Origin of the sequence: Streptococcus sp. HSISS3, from assembly GCF_000448605.1 — a bacterium.
GTDB classification, from domain to species: Bacteria; Bacillota; Bacilli; order Lactobacillales; family Streptococcaceae; genus Streptococcus; species Streptococcus raffinosi.
In genome coordinates, this window is the sequence record NZ_CM002130.1 from 2,327,070 (window position 1) to 2,345,609 (window position 18,540).

The 18,540-nt window shown below is 35.8% G+C and carries 17 protein-coding genes and 3 pseudogenes; 14 read left to right on the forward strand and 6 right to left on the reverse strand.

All coding sequences use genetic code 11. The features are described 5' to 3' along the window. The first annotated feature begins 126 nt into the window (after positions 1-126). From HSISS3_RS10870 to HSISS3_RS10905, 8 genes and pseudogenes are all read left to right on the forward strand, one after another. Entirely contained in the window at positions 127-441 is a 315-nt protein-coding gene (locus tag HSISS3_RS10870; RefSeq protein ID WP_041817409.1) for a hypothetical protein, read from the forward strand. Then, a complete protein-coding gene (locus tag HSISS3_RS10875) occupies positions 441-1,529 on the forward strand; it encodes a cell division protein FtsK (protein ID WP_021152662.1) in 1,089 nt (362 codons plus the stop codon). Before HSISS3_RS10870 ends, HSISS3_RS10875 begins: the two co-directional genes overlap by 1 nt. Before the next feature lie 102 nt (positions 1,530-1,631). After that, positions 1,632-2,132 (forward strand): hypothetical protein, encoded by a 501-nt coding sequence (locus HSISS3_RS10880; protein WP_229052018.1) that lies wholly within the window; start codon positions 1,632-1,634, stop codon positions 2,130-2,132. A gap of 212 nt (positions 2,133-2,344) precedes the next feature. Continuing rightward, complete coding sequence (locus tag HSISS3_RS10885; protein WP_021152664.1) at positions 2,345-2,959, forward strand: replication protein; 615 nt, start codon at positions 2,345-2,347, stop codon at positions 2,957-2,959. Further along, positions 2,946-3,196, forward strand: a pseudogene (locus HSISS3_RS10890) (MerR family transcriptional regulator). The gene HSISS3_RS10885 and the pseudogene HSISS3_RS10890 overlap by 14 nt, the downstream one beginning before the upstream one ends. Positions 3,197-3,282: 86 nt before the next feature. Further along, positions 3,283-4,548 (forward strand): tyrosine-type recombinase/integrase, encoded by a 1,266-nt coding sequence (locus HSISS3_RS10895; protein ID WP_021152666.1) that lies wholly within the window; start codon positions 3,283-3,285, stop codon positions 4,546-4,548. A gap of 290 nt (positions 4,549-4,838) precedes the next feature. After that, complete coding sequence (locus tag HSISS3_RS10900) at positions 4,839-5,579, forward strand: ABC transporter ATP-binding protein (protein ID WP_002887480.1); 741 nt, start codon at positions 4,839-4,841, stop codon at positions 5,577-5,579. Positions 5,580-5,582: 3 nt separating this feature from the next. Next, positions 5,583-6,890, forward strand: coding sequence for an FtsX-like permease family protein (locus HSISS3_RS10905; RefSeq protein WP_021152667.1), 1,308 nt, complete (start codon positions 5,583-5,585; stop codon positions 6,888-6,890). A gap of 94 nt (positions 6,891-6,984) precedes the next feature. Here the strand turns inward: HSISS3_RS10905 and HSISS3_RS10910 are convergent. The 5 genes and pseudogenes from HSISS3_RS10910 to HSISS3_RS10935 form a co-directional block, all read right to left on the reverse strand. After that, positions 6,985-8,468 (reverse strand): annotated as a pseudogene (locus tag HSISS3_RS10910) (site-specific integrase). 9 nt (positions 8,469-8,477) lie between these two features. Beyond that, a complete protein-coding gene (locus HSISS3_RS10915) occupies positions 8,478-8,726 on the reverse strand; it encodes a hypothetical protein (protein ID WP_014632502.1) in 249 nt (82 codons plus the stop codon). Positions 8,727-8,791: 65 nt separating this feature from the next. Further along, positions 8,792-9,820, reverse strand: coding sequence for a replication initiation factor domain-containing protein (locus tag HSISS3_RS10920; protein ID WP_021152670.1), 1,029 nt, complete (start codon positions 9,818-9,820; stop codon positions 8,792-8,794). A 2-nt stretch (positions 9,821-9,822) separates the two neighbouring features. Then, the gene (locus tag HSISS3_RS10925; RefSeq protein ID WP_002887471.1) at positions 9,823-10,254 is read right to left on the reverse strand and encodes a hypothetical protein; all 432 of its coding nucleotides are present in this window, start codon (positions 10,252-10,254) and stop codon (positions 9,823-9,825) included. A gap of 274 nt (positions 10,255-10,528) precedes the next feature. Beyond that, positions 10,529-10,984, reverse strand: coding sequence for a hypothetical protein (locus HSISS3_RS10935; RefSeq protein ID WP_021146624.1), 456 nt, complete (start codon positions 10,982-10,984; stop codon positions 10,529-10,531). Between the two features lie 534 nt (positions 10,985-11,518). Here HSISS3_RS10935 and HSISS3_RS10945 point away from each other — a divergent pair. The 6 genes and pseudogenes from HSISS3_RS10945 (at position 11,519) to HSISS3_RS10970 (ending at position 17,997) form a co-directional block, all read left to right on the forward strand. Then, on the forward strand, positions 11,519-12,439 hold the full coding sequence (locus HSISS3_RS10945; protein WP_021152671.1) for a helix-turn-helix domain-containing protein: 921 nt from the start codon (positions 11,519-11,521) through the stop codon (positions 12,437-12,439). Positions 12,440-12,459: 20 nt separating this feature from the next. Next, positions 12,460-13,578, forward strand: coding sequence for a Fic family protein (locus tag HSISS3_RS10950; RefSeq protein WP_021152672.1), 1,119 nt, complete (start codon positions 12,460-12,462; stop codon positions 13,576-13,578). A gap of 394 nt (positions 13,579-13,972) precedes the next feature. Further along, complete coding sequence (locus tag HSISS3_RS10955; RefSeq protein WP_021152673.1) at positions 13,973-14,905, forward strand: hypothetical protein; 933 nt, start codon at positions 13,973-13,975, stop codon at positions 14,903-14,905. A 1-nt stretch (position 14,906) separates the two neighbouring features. Further along, on the forward strand, positions 14,907-15,698 hold the full coding sequence (locus HSISS3_RS10960; RefSeq protein WP_021152674.1) for a hypothetical protein: 792 nt from the start codon (positions 14,907-14,909) through the stop codon (positions 15,696-15,698). Next, positions 15,673-16,176, forward strand: a complete 504-nt coding sequence (locus tag HSISS3_RS10965; RefSeq protein ID WP_042772021.1) for a hypothetical protein — start codon at positions 15,673-15,675, stop codon at positions 16,174-16,176. The genes HSISS3_RS10960 and HSISS3_RS10965 overlap by 26 nt, the downstream gene beginning before the upstream one ends. Before the next feature lie 278 nt (positions 16,177-16,454). Beyond that, positions 16,455-17,997 (forward strand): annotated as a pseudogene (locus HSISS3_RS10970) (IS1182 family transposase). On the opposite strand, the gene HSISS3_RS10975 reads toward HSISS3_RS10970, so the two are convergent. Further along, positions 17,913-18,521, reverse strand: a complete 609-nt coding sequence (locus HSISS3_RS10975) for an NUDIX hydrolase (RefSeq protein ID WP_021152676.1) — start codon at positions 18,519-18,521, stop codon at positions 17,913-17,915. The pseudogene HSISS3_RS10970 and the gene HSISS3_RS10975 sit on opposite strands and share 85 nt — an antisense overlap. Between the last annotated feature and the right edge of the window lie 19 nt (positions 18,522-18,540).

Below are 18,540 nucleotides of genomic sequence, written 5' to 3' on the forward strand. Positions count from 1 at the left end.
CTGAATCTCCTATAAGATAGAAAGGAAAAATTAACAAGTCCAGCTTCATGACCTTAAACCGAGCATGTCAACTTTACTTTAAAACAAAACACAAAATAGAATACACGAGGTATTTAAACTATGAAAATGAAACCACAGTACCGCAAAGGTGGATACTCAAAACAAACAGCAGAACAATACGTTAACCTTCAAGCTCCTATCTACCTGCTTAGTGACGAGCTTGAACCGCAACAAAAATTTGAAGATGGTAAACCAACTGGTGAAATTATCGCTTACAAAACATGGTTTGGTCAAAAAGGACTCCCACCATTTCAAGTGAAATTTCTTGAAATGCCTACACTTCCTGACTACCTTTCTCTCGTTAGTTTTGATAACTTACAAGCATGTGAAGTCAACTATAATGTTTACTTCAAAGCCGATGCATTGAGAGAGGTGAAATAATGGTTCAATCTCTTACAAAAAGAGAGTTGGAACAATACCTGTTACAGAGCCTAAATATGGCTTTAGGCTCTTTGCTACAGGGTGAAACGTCTTATACCAACTCATTTGATATTGCAGTTAAAGAAGATGGCTTTATCTTTATTCCTCGTCTTCCTTCCGGATTCATCATTGATGATGACCTATATCAAAAGATTTTCTTAATCGCTAATGCATCACTCTATCCACAATACACATTATTAAAACAAAATTCTGCTTACTTTGTCGCACTGAAAACAGATGACATTCATGTTCAGCGTGGGCTGTACTTTCCTTGGAAAAAAGGGATTTCTGAACGTCTAGTCATTTCCAACCTTGAGCAATTCACCTCATCTCTAAAAAGTAATGATATTCCTGTCATGAAAAATCTAGTCATTAACTATGATAAAGTAACTTCCGTTGCTATTGCTGGAAACTCGGGAAGTGGGAAAAGCTATACTCTGACTTATCTATTAAGTGTCCTTAAAAATATCTCTGACCTGATTATCGTTGACCCCAAATTCGACACTCCTTCACGCTGGGCAAAGCAGAATCAAATTGCTGTTATTCACCCTAAAGAAAATCGTTCAAAATCTGACTTTGTATCAGAAATTAATGAAAGTTTAAGTCAATGCCTATTTATTATTCATAAGCGTCAAGGGATTCTCTTTGAAAATCCACATCATGAATTTAAACATCTAACTATTGTTATTGATGAGGTACTTGCCTTATCAGAAGGTGTCAATAAAAATATCAAAGATTCCTTCTTCTCCTTACTATCGCAAATTGCTTTATTAGGACGAGCAACAAAGGTCCATCTGCTCCTTGTCAGTCAGCGATTTGATCACAATACAATTCCTATATCAGTACGAGAACAACTCAACGTGCTCATTCAAATAGGTAACATCAATAAGAAAACTACTCAATTCTTGTTTCCAGACCTTGACCCTGAAGGCATTGTTATTCCAATCGGCAAAGGCACAGGACTTATTCAAATTATTGATAATGAACATCCATATCAAGTATTACCCTTACTTTGTCCAACATACTACACACAGAAAGGTATTTTATAGCTTATGCAAACAACATATTTCCAAAAATTTTTCAATCTATCTGCTTTACTATTTCTTACAGCTATCCTAAGTGCATTCTGCACAATCTTCTTTGGAATTAGTATGAATTCCTTAAAAGAAATCACCTATTTAATCTTTATTTATCACTTTACAAATATAGTGTTCTGGATTAGCCTATCAATTTCACTTATCAGTTCTCTTATTTTCATTTTGCTCATTAGTCGTGAAATTAATAGACGACAAGAGGAAGACAACCTATCAAATCTATGTAAATCCATTAAACAAACCTTGTCAATCCGTATTTTTCTACATCAAAGCGAACTCTCCGAAGCAGTAACTACAACTGAACAAGCAAAAGTAACACACTACAATCCTGTAAACAAATACTTTAACCAAGCAGTTCGAAAAGCAATTGTAGACATTCGAGAGAATAAAGTTACTCTGTTGATTCATATTCCTAAAACTCAACAAGCAACAAAAATTCTAAAAGATGTGGAAATGCTTATTAGTGAAGAAATTGCCAACCGTAACCCTAGCTATTACTTTTCACACCCTGAGCGGAAAGGGAAATGGCTGTACTTTATCGGAACTAAACGAAAATAGATAAAAGGAACGGCGCTGTGGCTCACGTAGTGAAAGCCAAACAGCGCCGTTTTTACCGTGAAATTTAGGATTAAGTGGGGTTACTACGACCCCCACTTAATCCAATAATCAATAATCAAAAAATCAAAATTTTTCTCAAAAGACTCCGATTTGTACCTTCCCAATCTCCTAATAGATAGAAATAAAAAAATTGAAAGCGAGGAATTTTTCCTATGGCAAAAGAACAACGTTCCAATAAATGGACTTTCCTATTTTATAAGGAAAGTGCACCAGACAACTACTTAGAAACCCTAGAGGAGATTCATGTTCCATTTGTACTGTCGCCGTGGCATGACAAGGATGTAAACAAAGAAACAGGAGAATTTAAAAAGGCACACAAGCATGGAGCATTCTTTTTTGATTCTCTCAAAAGTTACTCTCAGGTGTCGAAACTTATCAAAAATAAACTAAATGGTCCTGCCCACGTTGAACCTGTAATGTCACCCAAAGGGTTATACGACTATTTTATTCATGCGGAGAACCCTGATAAAACTCCTTACGAAATTGAAGATATCGAAAGTGGATGTGGGTTTGAACTGGATAAATTTCTAGTACAACAAAATACTGATGATTTTACAACCAAGGTCATTGATACGATTGAACGAAAGGACTTCACAGAGTTTGAAGAACTGGTATGGTACGCCCGAGATAATAATACCGCTCTACTGGAACTAATCATTGAACGAACCTACTTTTTCGCTCGTTATCTTGATTCACGTCGGCATAATCCGAAACGTCTAGAAAAAGTAATTAAAGAACAGAAAGGAACAGCTGATGGACATTATTAAACTAAACCAAATTGAAGAATTACTGAACACACTTATTGCCATCATTCAGAAAGGATTTAAAAAAATAGTTTCTACGGAATCGTCACACAAAAAGAACTTTTGAAAATTTTACAGATTTCTCCAAATACTTTGAAATCATGGGAAAGCAAAGGTTTGAAACGGCTTGAACCACCAATTGAAGGAACACGTACCATTTATTACAAGATGGAAGATGTTATTGACTTTTTAACTATTTAACTTCAAAATGTGCTAGAATGAAATCATCAAACAAAGAATGTGAGGGTTCTATTCTAGCCTTTTGATTGTCCGAAGAAAGAGGCTCTATGAGTAAAGAAATCATTCAACACAATAATAAAAAGATAACAAAAATCACCAAACAAAATGGTGATATCAGCTATTCACTCAAAGGTGTTTATATTGGAACTGATGTAAAGACAGGTAAACGAATCACCAAAACTATTACTGCTAAGACATTGAAATCTTTAGATAGAAAAATTGTTGAAGCTAAAATTGATTTTGAAAAAGCTGGCTCTACTATTAAAGAAACTATCCAAATTGATAATTTTGAAAGTCTAGCTGAAATATGGTTTAGCAACTTCAAAACTTGGGTAGCATCTCAAAACACCATTAACCGAGTTAGAGGCTATCTTGATACCTATATCATTCCACAATTTGGAGAATACAAACCTGAACAGATTGAACCTGCTGATATCCAACTTTGGGTAAACAAATTAGCTGAAAAAGCAAAGAAGTACGTTGATTCCGGGGTGAAACGTGCCCCAAAAGGGAATGCTAGAGATTTTGGGGCAATAGCTCACAAGGTTAGTGATATTTTTGACTTCGGTATTACAAATTGTGGACTAACTACTAATCCTGCTAAAACAATTAAAATTCCTCCAAAACCAAAATCTAACAAAGAGCGTGTCATGGTACTTCATGATGACGACCTGAAACACTGGTTGTCTTACCTTGAAAGCTTGCCAAATACAAGAGCAAATAGACGCTTTAAGGTCATTTGTAACACACTATTAGCATCTGCATTACGAATTAGCGAGTTACTAGCGTTAGAAATTACTGACCTTGACTTTGAAACCAATGAAATTCTTGTCAGTAAAACTCTGATGTGGAAAACCGCAAATAAGAAACTAGGTAGCAAAGGGGAAATGATTTGTAAAAAATCTCCCAAAACAGATTCTGGAAATCGTAGAGTTGCTGTTCCACTTTCAGTCATAGAAAGCCTCAAAGATTTTCATGAAGAAATGACTATCTATTTTGAAAAACACGGTCTACCGAAGTCCAAGCTCATCTTTCCAACAATTTATGGTAACTATATGTGCGATAGAAATGAAAGAGCAACCCTTAAAAAACGATTGTCCGCTTTAGGACTACCCGATTATGGTTTTCATTTATTCCGCCATACACACGCTTCTATGATGTTAAATGCAGGTATGAACTGGAAAGAGTTGCAACATAGAATGGGACACAAGTCAATCAAAACAACTATGGACACATACGCTGAACTAGCACCTAAAAAGAAATTTGAGGCAGTGAATATTTTCTTAAATAAAATGGAAGAACTAGCAAATTAATTTCATCACTACCTTTAACACTACCTTTTTACTTCAAAAACCCATAATCCTTGATATGACAAGGTTTATAGCTTAATCATTTAACCCTTACTGAGGTAAAGTAATTAAGATAAGAAAAGCCTATGAAACTCATGTTTCTAGGCTTTTTTCGTGCTTAAATTGCGGTTTTGTCTGATTTTTGTCTGATTGAATTATTTCTAACTTTTATTTACCAAACTATTATTTATTCACTTACAACAGCTTATTAAAAATGATACAATAGAAAAAAGTCAACTTATAGGAGAATGACTATGAAAACACAGGCAATCGAAGTAACAAACCTTGCTAAGTCGTTTGAATTAAGCAAGGGTAAGACTGTTCAGATTTTAAACGGTCTCAGTTTATCAGCTAACTATGGTGAATTTATATCTATATTAGGTGTCAGTGGTTCTGGAAAATCAACACTATTAAAATGTATGTCAGGTCTATTGCAACCAAGTCAAGGAAAGGTTGAGATTCAAGGTTTAGATCCCTATCAAACTAGTCCTAATAAACTTGCTAAACTAAGACGTGAGTCCTTAGCGTTTATCTTCCAATCCTATAATTTGGTACCTGCACTACCTATTATTGAAAATATCGCCTTACCTTTAAGATTATCAGGCAAAAAGGTCAACAACCAAGAGATACTTGAATTACTGGAAAAATTGCAATTCAAGGCAGATAGCAAAGCCTTCCCTTCAACCTTATCTGGTGGTGAACAACAAAAAATAGCTATTGCACGAGCTATTTTAGCAGATAGTCAGATTATTTTTGCAGATGAGCCTACTGGTGCGCTTGATAGTACCTCTCGTCAAATTGTTTTTGATATTTTAAGAACACTAGCTAATCAGGGGAAATGTATCCTCATGGTTACTCACGATATTGAGCTAGCTTCAAAAACTGACCGAGCACTCATCCTTAAGGATGGTTTGATTTCCCAAGAAATTATAAAACCTAAGTCTGAAGAATTAACTAAGGCTTTAGGTATAGAGACTGATGTAAGGGAGAGATAAATCATGTTAAAACTCATTTATTACCAATGGAGATATAGTTGGAAAGAATGGACCGCAACTGTACCTGTCTTTTTTATGGCAAGTCTCATTTCAGGGATATCCCTTTCAGGCGACTTTAATATTATAGCAAACAAGGACGTACTACTCAGTGTTCAAACAGACCCAAGCCCAGTATTCCTTATGCCCATTTTCTTTGGCGGGCTAACTCTTTTTCTTATTATTTCCAGTCTCATTGCTAGTCTTTTAAATTATTTCAAATCGGATTATCAACTTTGGGAAATTTTAGGTGCTAACCGCTGGCAGTTGTCAATTTTAGTTGCTGGACAAATTAGTTTAATGGCATTTATTTCCAGTATACCTGGTGCTCTCATTGCAACACCGATAAGCCGTTACTACTATTATTATTTACAGAAGTATTTTGGCAAAGGTATGATGCCAGATTTAAACTTTGGTTCTCAACCGTTGGCACTGCTTGCTACCGTAGCTTTAATTTCTAGTCTCGCTTTTGTTAGTGGGTACTTCTATACCAGTAAACTCCTTAAACAGAAAGTCGAACGAAAAACTTTTAAATTTTGGATAATTGTTAAGAAAGCAGTCCCATGGGCTATTTTAGTTGCCCTATATGCTTCCCTTTTATTTATGTTTTATCATTCAGAACCACTATTGGGTACTGGTTCCTTGCTTTATCTCATGCTAGTCAATGTTTTTGCTATCTATGCTCTATCTCCCTATCTTCAAATTGGTATTATCAAACTTTTATCACCCGTACTACTTAGCCACAGGTATGCCCCAATCCTTGCAAAATGGCAAATTCTAAGTCAAAAATCTTATCTTAAAGCCATTAATGCTTCGGTTGTTGCTGGAATTACATTGGTTGGGAGTTTTCAACTACTCTCGCAAAATATCTTTTCTTTCTTTCAAGAAGACGGTGAATTAGAATTATTAGTTTCCTTTATTGCCTTTTTCCTAGCTCCTGTACTATTAATATTAGCAAACGTAGTCTCCATGACATTATTGTCTGTCCGCCAGGAGGCCAAAGAGCAGGAACAGTTAGCCACATTAGGAGTTTCCCCTGCTCAACTGTTGCATACAAAACTTTGGGAAAGTCTTATTATAACGGGACTAGCGTTCTTTATTTCCCTAGTGATTAACCTTGCAATGATTGGTCTGATGAACCATTCACTCAGATTGTTGAAAATGGGAATGACTAATTGGACAGGTCTTTTCCTTCCAGCTATCATCCTATCTACACTACTCTTTCTTTTGACTTTCATCACTAAAGTAAGCCATATTAAGAAACAAACATTTTAAGAAAGAAGCCTATGAAACGCATGTTTCTAGGCTTTTTTCTAATGTTCAAAATTCTATTTCATCTAGTTTTTATCTGATTAAAGTTTAACTTTTGTTACTCAATCAACTTCTCTAGCTTTTCAACCGCTCCTCTCATGGTGTCTTTTTGTTTCTTAATCACGTGGAGATAGACACGTTCAATCTCCTTAGAATCCTCCGAGTGTCCGACAAATTCTCGAATGGTTGGGAGATCAATGCCTTCACTTGCCATAATGGAAATAAAGCTATGGCGAAACATATGAGGAATGACATGAATCGGTCTCCCAAAGTCTAGGAAATTATCAATATCCTTATAGGACTTACCTGCCTTCTTATTATACTTTACTGACTGACTAGAACCACCTCTCAGGAATTGTGATAGCTCGTTGTGATAAAGCGGAGAACCTTGCCTATTACCTGCCCTGATATAGGTTCTAGTAAAGAGATAGCCCAAGTCTTGGTAAGTCGGATTGAATTGAGCTTGAAACTTATTTCTGTCAATGTAGTGTCGCAAGATTTTCTCTACCTCAGAACTCATTGGAATCGTACGGACACTTTCCTTAGTCTTAAGGTCTGCTCGGTAACGTTCCTTTTCATCAAGATTAAGAGCTTCCATAACCTCATCTGATTTATTTTACTTGCCCTCTGCCAATGAACCTTTATCCACTTTCCCTCAAAATCAAGCATATCTTCATTCAAACCCAAAACCTCACTTGGTCTCATGCCTGTTAGGAAAATCATTCTCAACACGTCTGCAATAAGTTGATTATCAGACCTATCTGTCCAGCTTTCTATCAGGCGGAGAACATAGTTAACTTCGCTTGCTTCTAAGTATTTTTCCGCAATGTCTTCACGTTTCTTATTCTGCTCCTCACTCTTTGTCAGAACTCGCCTTTTAACCTTGTTATTAGTAATCGGGTCTTGTGTAAGAGTAATTTGTCCATTTTCCACTGACCAGTCAAAAATCATCTTAAGGTAGATATGCAGGTTTCTTGCCATGTGCATAGAAGAAACATTGATAAGATTTTGAATTTCATCTGTCATAGAGGCAAATTTTGTGATAGATATTCTTGTATCAAAGTTAGGCTCAATATAACGGTTGTAGATAGTAACTCTTGTTTTAAGGGTATTATTGGCTGGCTTGACCCTCTCATGCCATGCTCTAAAGGCTTTACCATAAAGATTTCCATCTTCATCAAAGGGCTTGGCGATTTCTTCTAGGGTTAAAATCCTCTTTGCTTTCTTGGGTGTTACGCCTGTTACCTCAGCAATATAGTCATCAACTAATTTATTTAGTTCTTGCGTGACCTGTGTAATCAGTTGCGAGTTTTTTATATCACTGACCAAGAGACGCTCTTTCCCAGATGATGTTTTCTTACTTGGTCTTGCCTTAGTAGTAAACCACCCTTTACTAGCACCTGTAGAAAGGTATTTCTTGTGAGATTTTTTAGTAATAGGGTGGGTAAATCGCATAGCGAATTTCACCAAGACGTTACCCGCCTTATTAGGGTCTGGTCGCCAAGAACTGATGATGAGTACTCTTGAACCATTATCTCTCATAGGTACCCCCTACACTATCTTTGCAACATACTGGTTAGTAATTTTGTAGTCAAACCATACTACAAAGACTTCTGAGTGGATAAAGACGTTGCCATGCGTTCCTTTGATGCCGAAGGCGTATGGACTGTCTTTCATCTGACGAATATAGCTATTAAGTGTTGCAACTGTCATGCCATGCCAGAGTTCATCTAAAAAGACGGATTTTCGGTACCAGTTACGGGTCAAGTCAAAATCATGTTCTGTTTTTAATATTGCCATTGAATTCTCCTTCTATTCTAGTTATAGTCAAGATAGTTATTTTTAGAAAGGCGGATTGTAGCGTTTTACAAGTCGTCTTTTCTTATGCCCCAATAGGCTGAGCTTAATTGCTCTTGTTTGTACTGCTGAATGTCTGTTTCGTCTACTTTCGTTAGCTTAGATATACCAAGCTCAAGTAGGTGCTGAATATAATTATCTGCCTTTTCTTGTCCATGTGATTCTGCTTTTGCCACATAGAGTTTCCCGAGTGTTCGTGAGACTTGTTTTTCTGTCCATAGCTCAGACTGTTTTAGAGTTGGCTTCGTTCGCTTAACACTCAAGACAGTCTTTTCTTTTGTCTCTAGGTAGTCATTCCACCACTTTACATTTTTTCTTAGCCAACGGTTAGAATCCTTGTCTCTCGGACTGACAAAACGATAATGTCCGTTAATTGCCTCAAAGTAAATCTCTTTGAGCGGTCGCCCATCTTTTATCTGTTTAGCTAATAAATTTGCCTTTTCTTGCCAACATCTAAGCTCTGCTCTTGTCCATGATGATGGCGTTTCTGGTAAATCTTTGTCTAGTTTTTTCTCTAACAGCTTGTTATAGATACACCATTGCTGAGTACCTCTAACACCAAGCGTTACCATCTCACCAACCTTTTCACCATTTTCAAGAATACTCTTTTCATGGTAATCAAAGGTTTTAGCAGTTGATATGCAGAGTTGCCTTTTACAGTAACTGTAAATAAGTGGGACGGATAGGCTGTCGTCAAAGATATCATTGGCGATATCTAGCCTTGTGACGTTACTATGATATTCAGAAATACGCTTCATTAATGTTACCCAATTATTGACATTGCTTTCCATGTATTCTTCATATTGACGGCACCCCTGCCCTCTCAGTTCGATAAAGACCCCCATTTTCGATTCCCAATCCTTATTGAAATAAACCTTTATCTCTGAGAAGGCATAATGCCGTTGGTACTTGTTTATACCCCATTCATTGAGGACAAACTTGTCTTTAGGAAGAATGAGGATTTTCTCAATGACATCATCTGGGGCTAAGCCTTTAATCGTTACAGCTAAATAGTCTAACATCACTGAGTTATCCATGTTTAGGCTCCAATAAATTTAATATCGGTTGCCACTAGCTTTAAGCCACCCCAATTTCCACCACCATTACTGTTAGCTCGCCAACCAAGGTGGACTTCTGGATTTACAAGTTCTACTACGAGAGAATTCAGCTCATCCTTCTCAACGGATTTAACTAACTTGTCAAGATTATCTACAATCTCCAAACGAATGCTCTTAAGGTCATCAGGGGAATAACCCAAGTCTTTCAAGGCCTGAATTTTGTCTGTATCTTGTACAGAACAAGTAATTTTAGCCACTTCATCTGTCGCAATGCTTTCGCCATTGATATTTTTATAGACTGGAGCAACCCGTGAAGAAAGGATAGTCACTTTCTTTGGAATGTCAAATTGTGATTTATCCAATTTCAAATCGCCTACTTTTACAGTTTCGTCTGTTAAGTTAAATTTTGTCATGTATTTTTCTCCTGTTCATAAAAACTACGCCTACATGAAATCTGTCGTAAACCATTGATATCATGGGCTTTATAAAGGTTCTTTCGTGAATTTTGCTTCAAATCACTAAATTCCTTGCGTATCAAGGGATTTGACCACATTTCATGTATGTGTGCACCCCCTAATAGGGGCTGGGGTGCAAATGTCAAATCGAGTTCAGCCGTTTGCCACCTTCCCCACCTGCTCTGGGCTACCGTGTTGACCACTCGCCCAGCGGTGGGGTGGCGAACCGTCTTCATCGATGAAAGAATCCAAGTCTCTTAGATGATTTCTCTTCCGTCTCTTTCTCCAAGGTCTGGATTCTAGCCAGAAGCACTTCTAACTCCTGTTTCAACTTTGCTAGGTTCCTTCGATAATCTTCTTGGATTTCCTTAAAGGAGACCTCTAGCTCATCAACAAGTTCTCTAATAGGCTTTTGAGAATCATTTTCTTTAGAAAACTCATAAGCGCTTAGAATTGCACTTTCTAGCCCCAACGAAGACTTCTTATCAGCAATCGCTTGAAAATGGTTTAGGTCATCTTCTGTAAAAAGATAAACTTTAGAATATGAGTTTCGACCCGTTCTCACCCTACTTTCTTTAAATTGAGTATCGGTCAGGCTTTCAATTTTTAATCGCCACTTTTTCAGTGTTGAAACTGAGTTAAGACCGTCAACCCTGTCCACAACTTCTTGATAATCGTATTCATTCATTAGCTTACCTGTGTTTTCTGATTGAGAAAGTCAGTCGCAATCTGCAAAGCTCTAGATTCAATTAATCGCTCAGATCCCGTACCCTTGATAAGGTGATAGAGTTATCTGGCATCCAAATCATTACAATACTCTGGTTTGATTAAGACTATCTCTTTTGTCTCTTGTAAGTAGACTACCCACTCTATTATTTGTAGTCCCATACCTGTTAAATTCATAATTACCCCCTTTTCTGATTTTGGATAACTAGCATTTATCCGAAATAGATGGTATAATTACAATAATTAGATTTACTGTCCTTGAACGATGTACTAGGTTGTTCAAGGATTTTTTGTACCTTCCTTTCTTTTTTGATTGTTAGGTTAGCTCCTTTCCATCGAACATATACGTTTTTATGTACGAATGGTGTAAAATTTTTTGAGCAATCCTAATGCTCACCAATAATTATATACGATATCATACACGGCGTCAAGTGTTATCTCCAAAAAATGTACGATTTTATAAACTCCTGTGTTATAATGGTCTAAGAGGTAACTTATGTTTGAAATACTTAAACCTGATAAAAAGTCTGTGGGGCGAAGACTTAGACAAGTCAAGGATGAATTGAATTTATCCTTTACAGATTTTGGAAATCGTCTAGGACTCAAAAAATCAACCATTAATGCATATGTTAGAGGAGATAACTTAGCTCCTCTTGAAGTTTTAGAGAAAGTATCAAAAATCTATGGGAAACCTGTAGGTTGGTTTTACTATGGAGAACTAGAAGAATACATTGAACTTTATCTTAGAAAACTCGGTTATGGTAAATTTTTAGACGAATATCCTGAAACCCCATTAAAGATAAAAGATGAGCTTTTTAGGATTAAAACAAATCCAATACAATCCGTCACAATTAGCGGAGGGGTAAGCATTGGAACATTTGAAAATCCTGACTGGGAAAATGATTTTGGTTACCCAAGTGAAGGCTACTTAGACGACATCTTCTTTGAAATGCTCTATGACACGCTAAAAAATTCAATTAGACAGGAAGCTCAGAACTATCTAAGTCAGCAAAGGGGACTTGATGATACTAAAGTCAAAGAACTTTCTGATTACTTTGCCAATCAAATCTATACTTCATATGATTTTATCGGAAATCTAGAAAATCTTACCAAAGATAAAATCAAACAAGAAGTTAAAAAAGGCTATGAACGCCTACTTAAAGATTCACCTCAAGTAGGCGTAGAAGTTAGCTATGATTCCAATTACTTACTTGGTTTTCTGATAAATACACTTGCGGATAGCCAAACAACAAGACAGCTACTTTCAGATATATCCCAAGCAACAGTTGGTATGCCTTTTTCGCAATTTTATGAAGGTCATGAATTAGTCGATATTATCCAATCTATCAGACCTCGACTGATAGAACTTTACCATAATACAACCTTTGATGATTGGACTGACTGGGCGGAGAAATAACTTTAGATAGGAAGAAGAAAATGGATAGATTTAAAAATATACCCAAACCACATTTACCAAAAAAACTCCCTTTTGACTATACTTCAATATACACTGACCCTCAAATTATTAAGTTAGTCACTAAAGCCAATATTGCTATTGGTACTTATGAAGGATTTTTAGAATCCATCATTAATCCTATGCTGCTGATTTCTCCCTTGCTTAGCCAAGAAGCCGTTCTCTCCTCAAAACTTGAAGGAACTCATGCTACTTTGGAAGACTTACTTAATTATGAAGCGGGTAATAAAGTTGATATTGAGCGTGACGAATTGCATGAGATTATTAACTATCGAAAAGCACTCTTTTACGCTTTAGAAAACATCTCTATCATCAATAATAATGATTCTAAAGGCTTGCCTTTATCTAATAGAATTATTAAAGAAATGCACAAAATTCTTCTGGATAATGTTAGAGGTAGCAGTAAAAATCCTGGTAATTTTAAGAGAAACCAAAACTATATCGGTAGCATAGCTTCGATATCATACACTCCTGTCCCTGCGGAACAAACACCAGAATATATGTCTAACTTAGAGCAATATATCCATTATGATGATTTAGACCTATTGGTCCAGTCGGCAATTATTCATGCTCAATTTGAAATGATTCACCCTTTTGAAGACGGTAATGGACGAATTGGACGATTGCTCATACCACTGTTCCTATACTATCAAGAACTCCTTTCTTATCCAACCTTTTATATGAGTTCATACTTTGAAAAAGATAGGTCTCTTTACATATCTCACCTGTCAAATATTTCAAAAAATAACAACTGGAAAGACTGGTTTAAATACTATCTAGAAGGAGTGATATTGTCTGCAGAAGAGAGTACAAAAAAAGCTCAAGATATACTGAGCCTATATAATATCATGAAGGAACAAATCATCCCCAAACTTCATTCTGTATCAGGTATCCAGCTTCTTGACTTTATATTCTCAGCTCCAATTTTTAAGGCGAAACAAGTTAGTGAACACCTAAAAATTTCTGAACGAACCACTTATACCTTACTAAACAAGTTGATTGAGGAAGGCTATCTTTTAACTGATAACGCTCAAAGGAATAGAACCTACTATTGTCCTCAACTTCTTTCAATCGTTCAATAAGCTATCTCTTATTGAAGCAATACTCATTCCTGCTTCACTTATTTCTTCTTTAGTGAAGCGAAAGCCACTTTTACTTCACTTATTCATTTTTTAGTGAAGTGAAACCCGTTTTGGCTTCACTTATTTTTTGTTATATGAAGCAGAGCTGGTTTTCACTTCACTTAGTTAAAGAGTAGGATTTTATCTGATTTTTATCTGATTAAAACTAAAGAAAGGTCAAAATAACCCAATTTCATCAACAATTGAAAAGTTAAAAAGCCCATAAAATCAACGTTTCTGTCATTCATGAATATTACTAAACCATGCATTACGCTCACTGAAGTAAAATAATTGAATTAAAAACCATGAAAATAAGATTTTCATGGTTTTTCTATTACTCAAAGAGGATCTCCCTATGACAAAAATAGAAACGTTTAGATGGCGTATGTGGCATATTTACCTCCTTATTTTTATAACCATTCTACTTACAGGTACAGTCATTCGCTATGGTTATAGAATTCAAGCTGCTTATTCATTAGACGATAGACTTTACGACTATACTAATAAAAAAGTTTCCATAAAATCCTTTCAAAACATCAAAATTGGAAACTTTAACGTTTTGGGTGTTCAGTTTGGAAATGAAAAAGCACTTGAGAGAAGTCAATTAGCCGTCGGTCGCACCTATTTAGCCTTCCAAGAATCAAGGTATAAACTACCTAAACACAAGAAGAACTCTAAAAATTATGATATTATCCACTATTATAAACTCGGTAAAGACACTGGAAAAGGACATACCATTAATGTACTCGACCTCGCTAAAAAACTAGGGTATGACTATCCCGGTTCCATGGATAATACCATGTACTCAGATGGTAAAGATGAGTTCGTTAAATTTTCATCTTATGACAACAAAAAGGTATTCTATGTTAATTTACGAACCCATAAGGCAACTAAAACCAAACCAACGATAGTCAGTCAATACCACGGATTTACTAAACCTTACCGCTATCTCCTTTCAAAGGATAATTTTTCTATAGGTAATAAAGATGACCCCCTCACTATCAACTCCATGCCCCTTATTTGGACCAAAGAAAGAAATTTTGATGATTACAAAGATCAAGGTGATAACGAATACAGTGACCAATCTCTCAAAAAAAGATTTAGCCTAATTATCGTAACAACTGATTCACTTAATTTGGATGACGCTATTAAACTACAAAAAGAGTTAACGCCAGATAACGAGGATATCTATTGGTATTTTACAAGTACTAATACAACTACTGGACGACTCGAGGAAGTTAAAAGTCAAAAAGATTACAACCTACTAGTTAAGGAGAGTCATAACTAATATGGTAAAAAATAGCTTCAAATACCTTAAAATCACTATGCCCTTTATTTTATTATTGACCATGATTGCCATCTTTTTCTATCACAATGCTCAAGAAAATATTAAAGGATTTTATAAAACTCGTGGATTTCAAGGAAAAGTACAAATAGTAGGCATCGGATGGGCAGATAAAATTACTTATCGTATGAATGAAGAAAATGATGTTAAACATTACCTGATTTTCCATATTGACTATCAAGAAACCATTAATAACAAAAAAGTACATGTAAAAACTCAACTGCCTCTCCATATTCAAGATTTACTCTATCCTTACATCGCTAGCCCAACAGAAAGCGACTCAGATTCTAATCGCCAAAATAGTGAATATAAGATTTTACCTGATGACAGAGAATATTGGGACGATTTTGTTAAAAAGTCTATTAAAATCAACCCTAGAAATAAAAAATTTATCAGTGGTATCTCCAAAGCTTTAAGGAGCGAGAACAATTTGAAAAATATTATTGTTCAGATTGAACCTGTACCAGACACAACGCTCTATTCTTATAAAAAAGAACATTCTAAAGCGCTAGGTGGCTATTATGATTTTTCACTTAAAGATGCTCTACGAAACAAAAAACTTACTATCCGATTGAGTTTTCCTTCTGGTTCCACTTCTAAAGAAATTGACTTACATTCTCAATTAGAACAGGTACTTAAAAAATCAGAATTACCAGATGGATGGTATATCTTAAAGCAAAAAAACGACTTCCCAAATGAGGTACATATTGATGACAATCAAATTAGAAGTAAATGAAGAAAGAACTCAGAGAGATTTATCTGAGGAAGAATGGTCTTTCCCTATTTGGAGATGGGCGGCTTTTTCACTATTTGACACTCTAATCCTAGTCAGTCCTTTGACAAGAGAATTGATTTATCCTGGGGGGAGTGATTCCCGTTCTTACCTAGGGAAATCATTGGGTAACTTAATGCTGGATGATACACAACGCTTCATCTTTATTATTATCATCTTAACTCTGTTACTACCTGCTTTTGCATTAATCGTAGAAAGCCTATTATTTTCAAAAGGATATCTTCTACTTTCAATGATATGCAGCTGTTTAATTTTTGTTAGTGCGACAGTCTTATTTGTCTATAGTCTCAGTATTGTCCCAGATTTTTGGAGCATTACTATTTATAGTTATATGCTCTACTTACTCTTCAACATAATGAGCTACCTAAGAAAAATTAATAGAATTATCAGTCTTAGGAAAAATGGAACCAAAACATCATAACCTCTATTAACACACTACTCTCCTCGTATCAAATGAAGTATAAACAGTCACTCCTAACTATGAAGTTGACAAACTTGCTAAATACCTACCCGATGGCCTATTTCAGAAATGAATTTCACTTCTTTTCCCCTATTAAACAATCTAACTAATAACAAAAAGATCAACAATAATATGTTGATCTCAGATTGAAGACAAAGTCCTCAGAAGTTATACTTCTGGGGACTTTTCTTACTTCAAAGGAGTATAATGAAAGAAAAGGTATTTGATGAGGTACTCCTATGTTTCACAAAGATAATCCTGAATATAATCGTCGTCAAGTAGGTTTCTATACACTTGATGAACTTGTGCCTAAAGACCATTTTCTAAGAAAAGTTGAAGAAACGATTGATTTTTCTTTTATTTATGATGTTGTTGAGGATAGTTATTCTTCAGATAATGGTCGCCCTAGTCTAGACCCTGTTTTGTTAGTTAAGATTCCTTTGATTCAATGTTTTTATGGCATTCGTTCTATGCGCCAAACTATCAAGGACATTGAAGTAAATACAGCTTACCGTTGGTTTCTTGGCTTATCTCTGGACGATAAGGTACCTCATTTTACAACTTATGGTAAGAACTATAGCCGACGCTTTCAAAATAAAGAATTGTTAGCCCACATTTTTAGTCATGTGCTTCATCAAGTTTTGGAAGCGGGGCTCATTGATCCCTCAGAAATCTTCATCGATGGGACACATATCAAGGCAGCTGCTAATAATCATAAGTACAAAAATGTTGTTGTTGATCAAAAAGCTAAATTCATGAGTGAACAACTGGATGTTGAGATTAATTTAGACAGGAAGAAGCATGCAAAAAAGTTCTTAAAGCCCGCCAAAAAAGGCGAGGCTAAATCTAAGAAACAATCAACGACTGATCCAGATAGTGGTTGGTTTCACAAGGGAGAACACAAGGAAGTCTTCGCTTATAATGCTCAGGTAGCTTGTGATAAACATGGTTGGGCCTTGGCTTATACAGTTGAAGCAGGTAACATCCATGATAGTCAGGCCTTCCCTGCTCTGTTTGCCAAGTTAGAACCCTTCTCCCCTGAATTCATTATTGCGGATTCAGGCTACAAAACACCTAGTATTGCCAAGTTTCTTTTAGAAAAAGAGATTACGCCAGTATTCCCTTACACTAGGCCAAGAGGTAAGAGAGGCTTTCTTTGTCTATGACGAGCATTTTGACTGCTATCTTTGTCCAGAGAACCAGGTATTAACTTACCGTACAACGACACGTGAAGGTTATAGAGAATATAAAAGTAATCCCGAAATTTGTAAGACCTGTCCCTTGTTAGCGATTTGTACTGAAAGTCGCCAGCACCAAAAAGTTGTTGTGAGTCATATTTGGAAAGATGCCTTAGAAATCTGTGAAGATATCCGTCATCAAAGTGGGATGAAGGAACGGTACCAACACCGGAAAGAAACGATAGAACGTTTATTCGGAACAGCTAAAGAATATCATAACTTGCGTTATACCAGAGAAAAAGGAAAGTCCAAAATGGAAGATAAGGTTGGGCTTACTTTGGCATGTCTAAATATCAAAAAATTGGTAAAAATGATGGTAGGAAAGACCTGTTATTTTACCCAAATATCTCAATATTATTGGATTATAGGAGAATTAGGTAAGAATATAAAAAAGACAAACATCAAAAACGATGTTTGTCTTCATTCTGAGATCAACAATAATATGTTGATCTTTTATTTTCAATCTAAATCTTTCAAAATATCTGTAAATCTATGTGTAAACATAGCTGTCATCCCCCATATATTTTCTGTCAAGTTTCTGTAAAAAGGAATATGACGTTCACTGTACCCAAAATTATATCTATCTCTGTTTTTTACCAGGAAAAATGGGAAATCTTTCGCATCACTCAAGGTAGAAGTCACTGTATAATAAACTGGATTTTCTGTCAACAGGGTGTCAATATCTACTGTAAACAGACGAGCCACTTCTTCATTAGGTGAAATATCTTCCCAATTATCTATATTCAGTTTTCCTACAAAGCAATGAACGGTTCTCCCCTGATGAACAAGATAGTCTATCTCTCCCCAAATATCAATTTGATTAGGAACTATATTTAATTCCTCACAAGTTTCTCGTATGGCGGCTTCTTGAAAAGTCTCGCCATCTTCGGCATGTCCACCTGGAAAAGAAACTTCTCCCGGCTGAGAAATATGTTCACTTCGTACTTGATAAAGAACCTGATACTTCTCATTTTTTTCATTGTATAGCAAAGGTAAGAGTACTGCATAGCGACCAGATTCTCCCAAGGGCTTAGGCTCATAGTGAGCCAATTTATCTTTAATAATCATAAGAACTCCTTAACTTCAT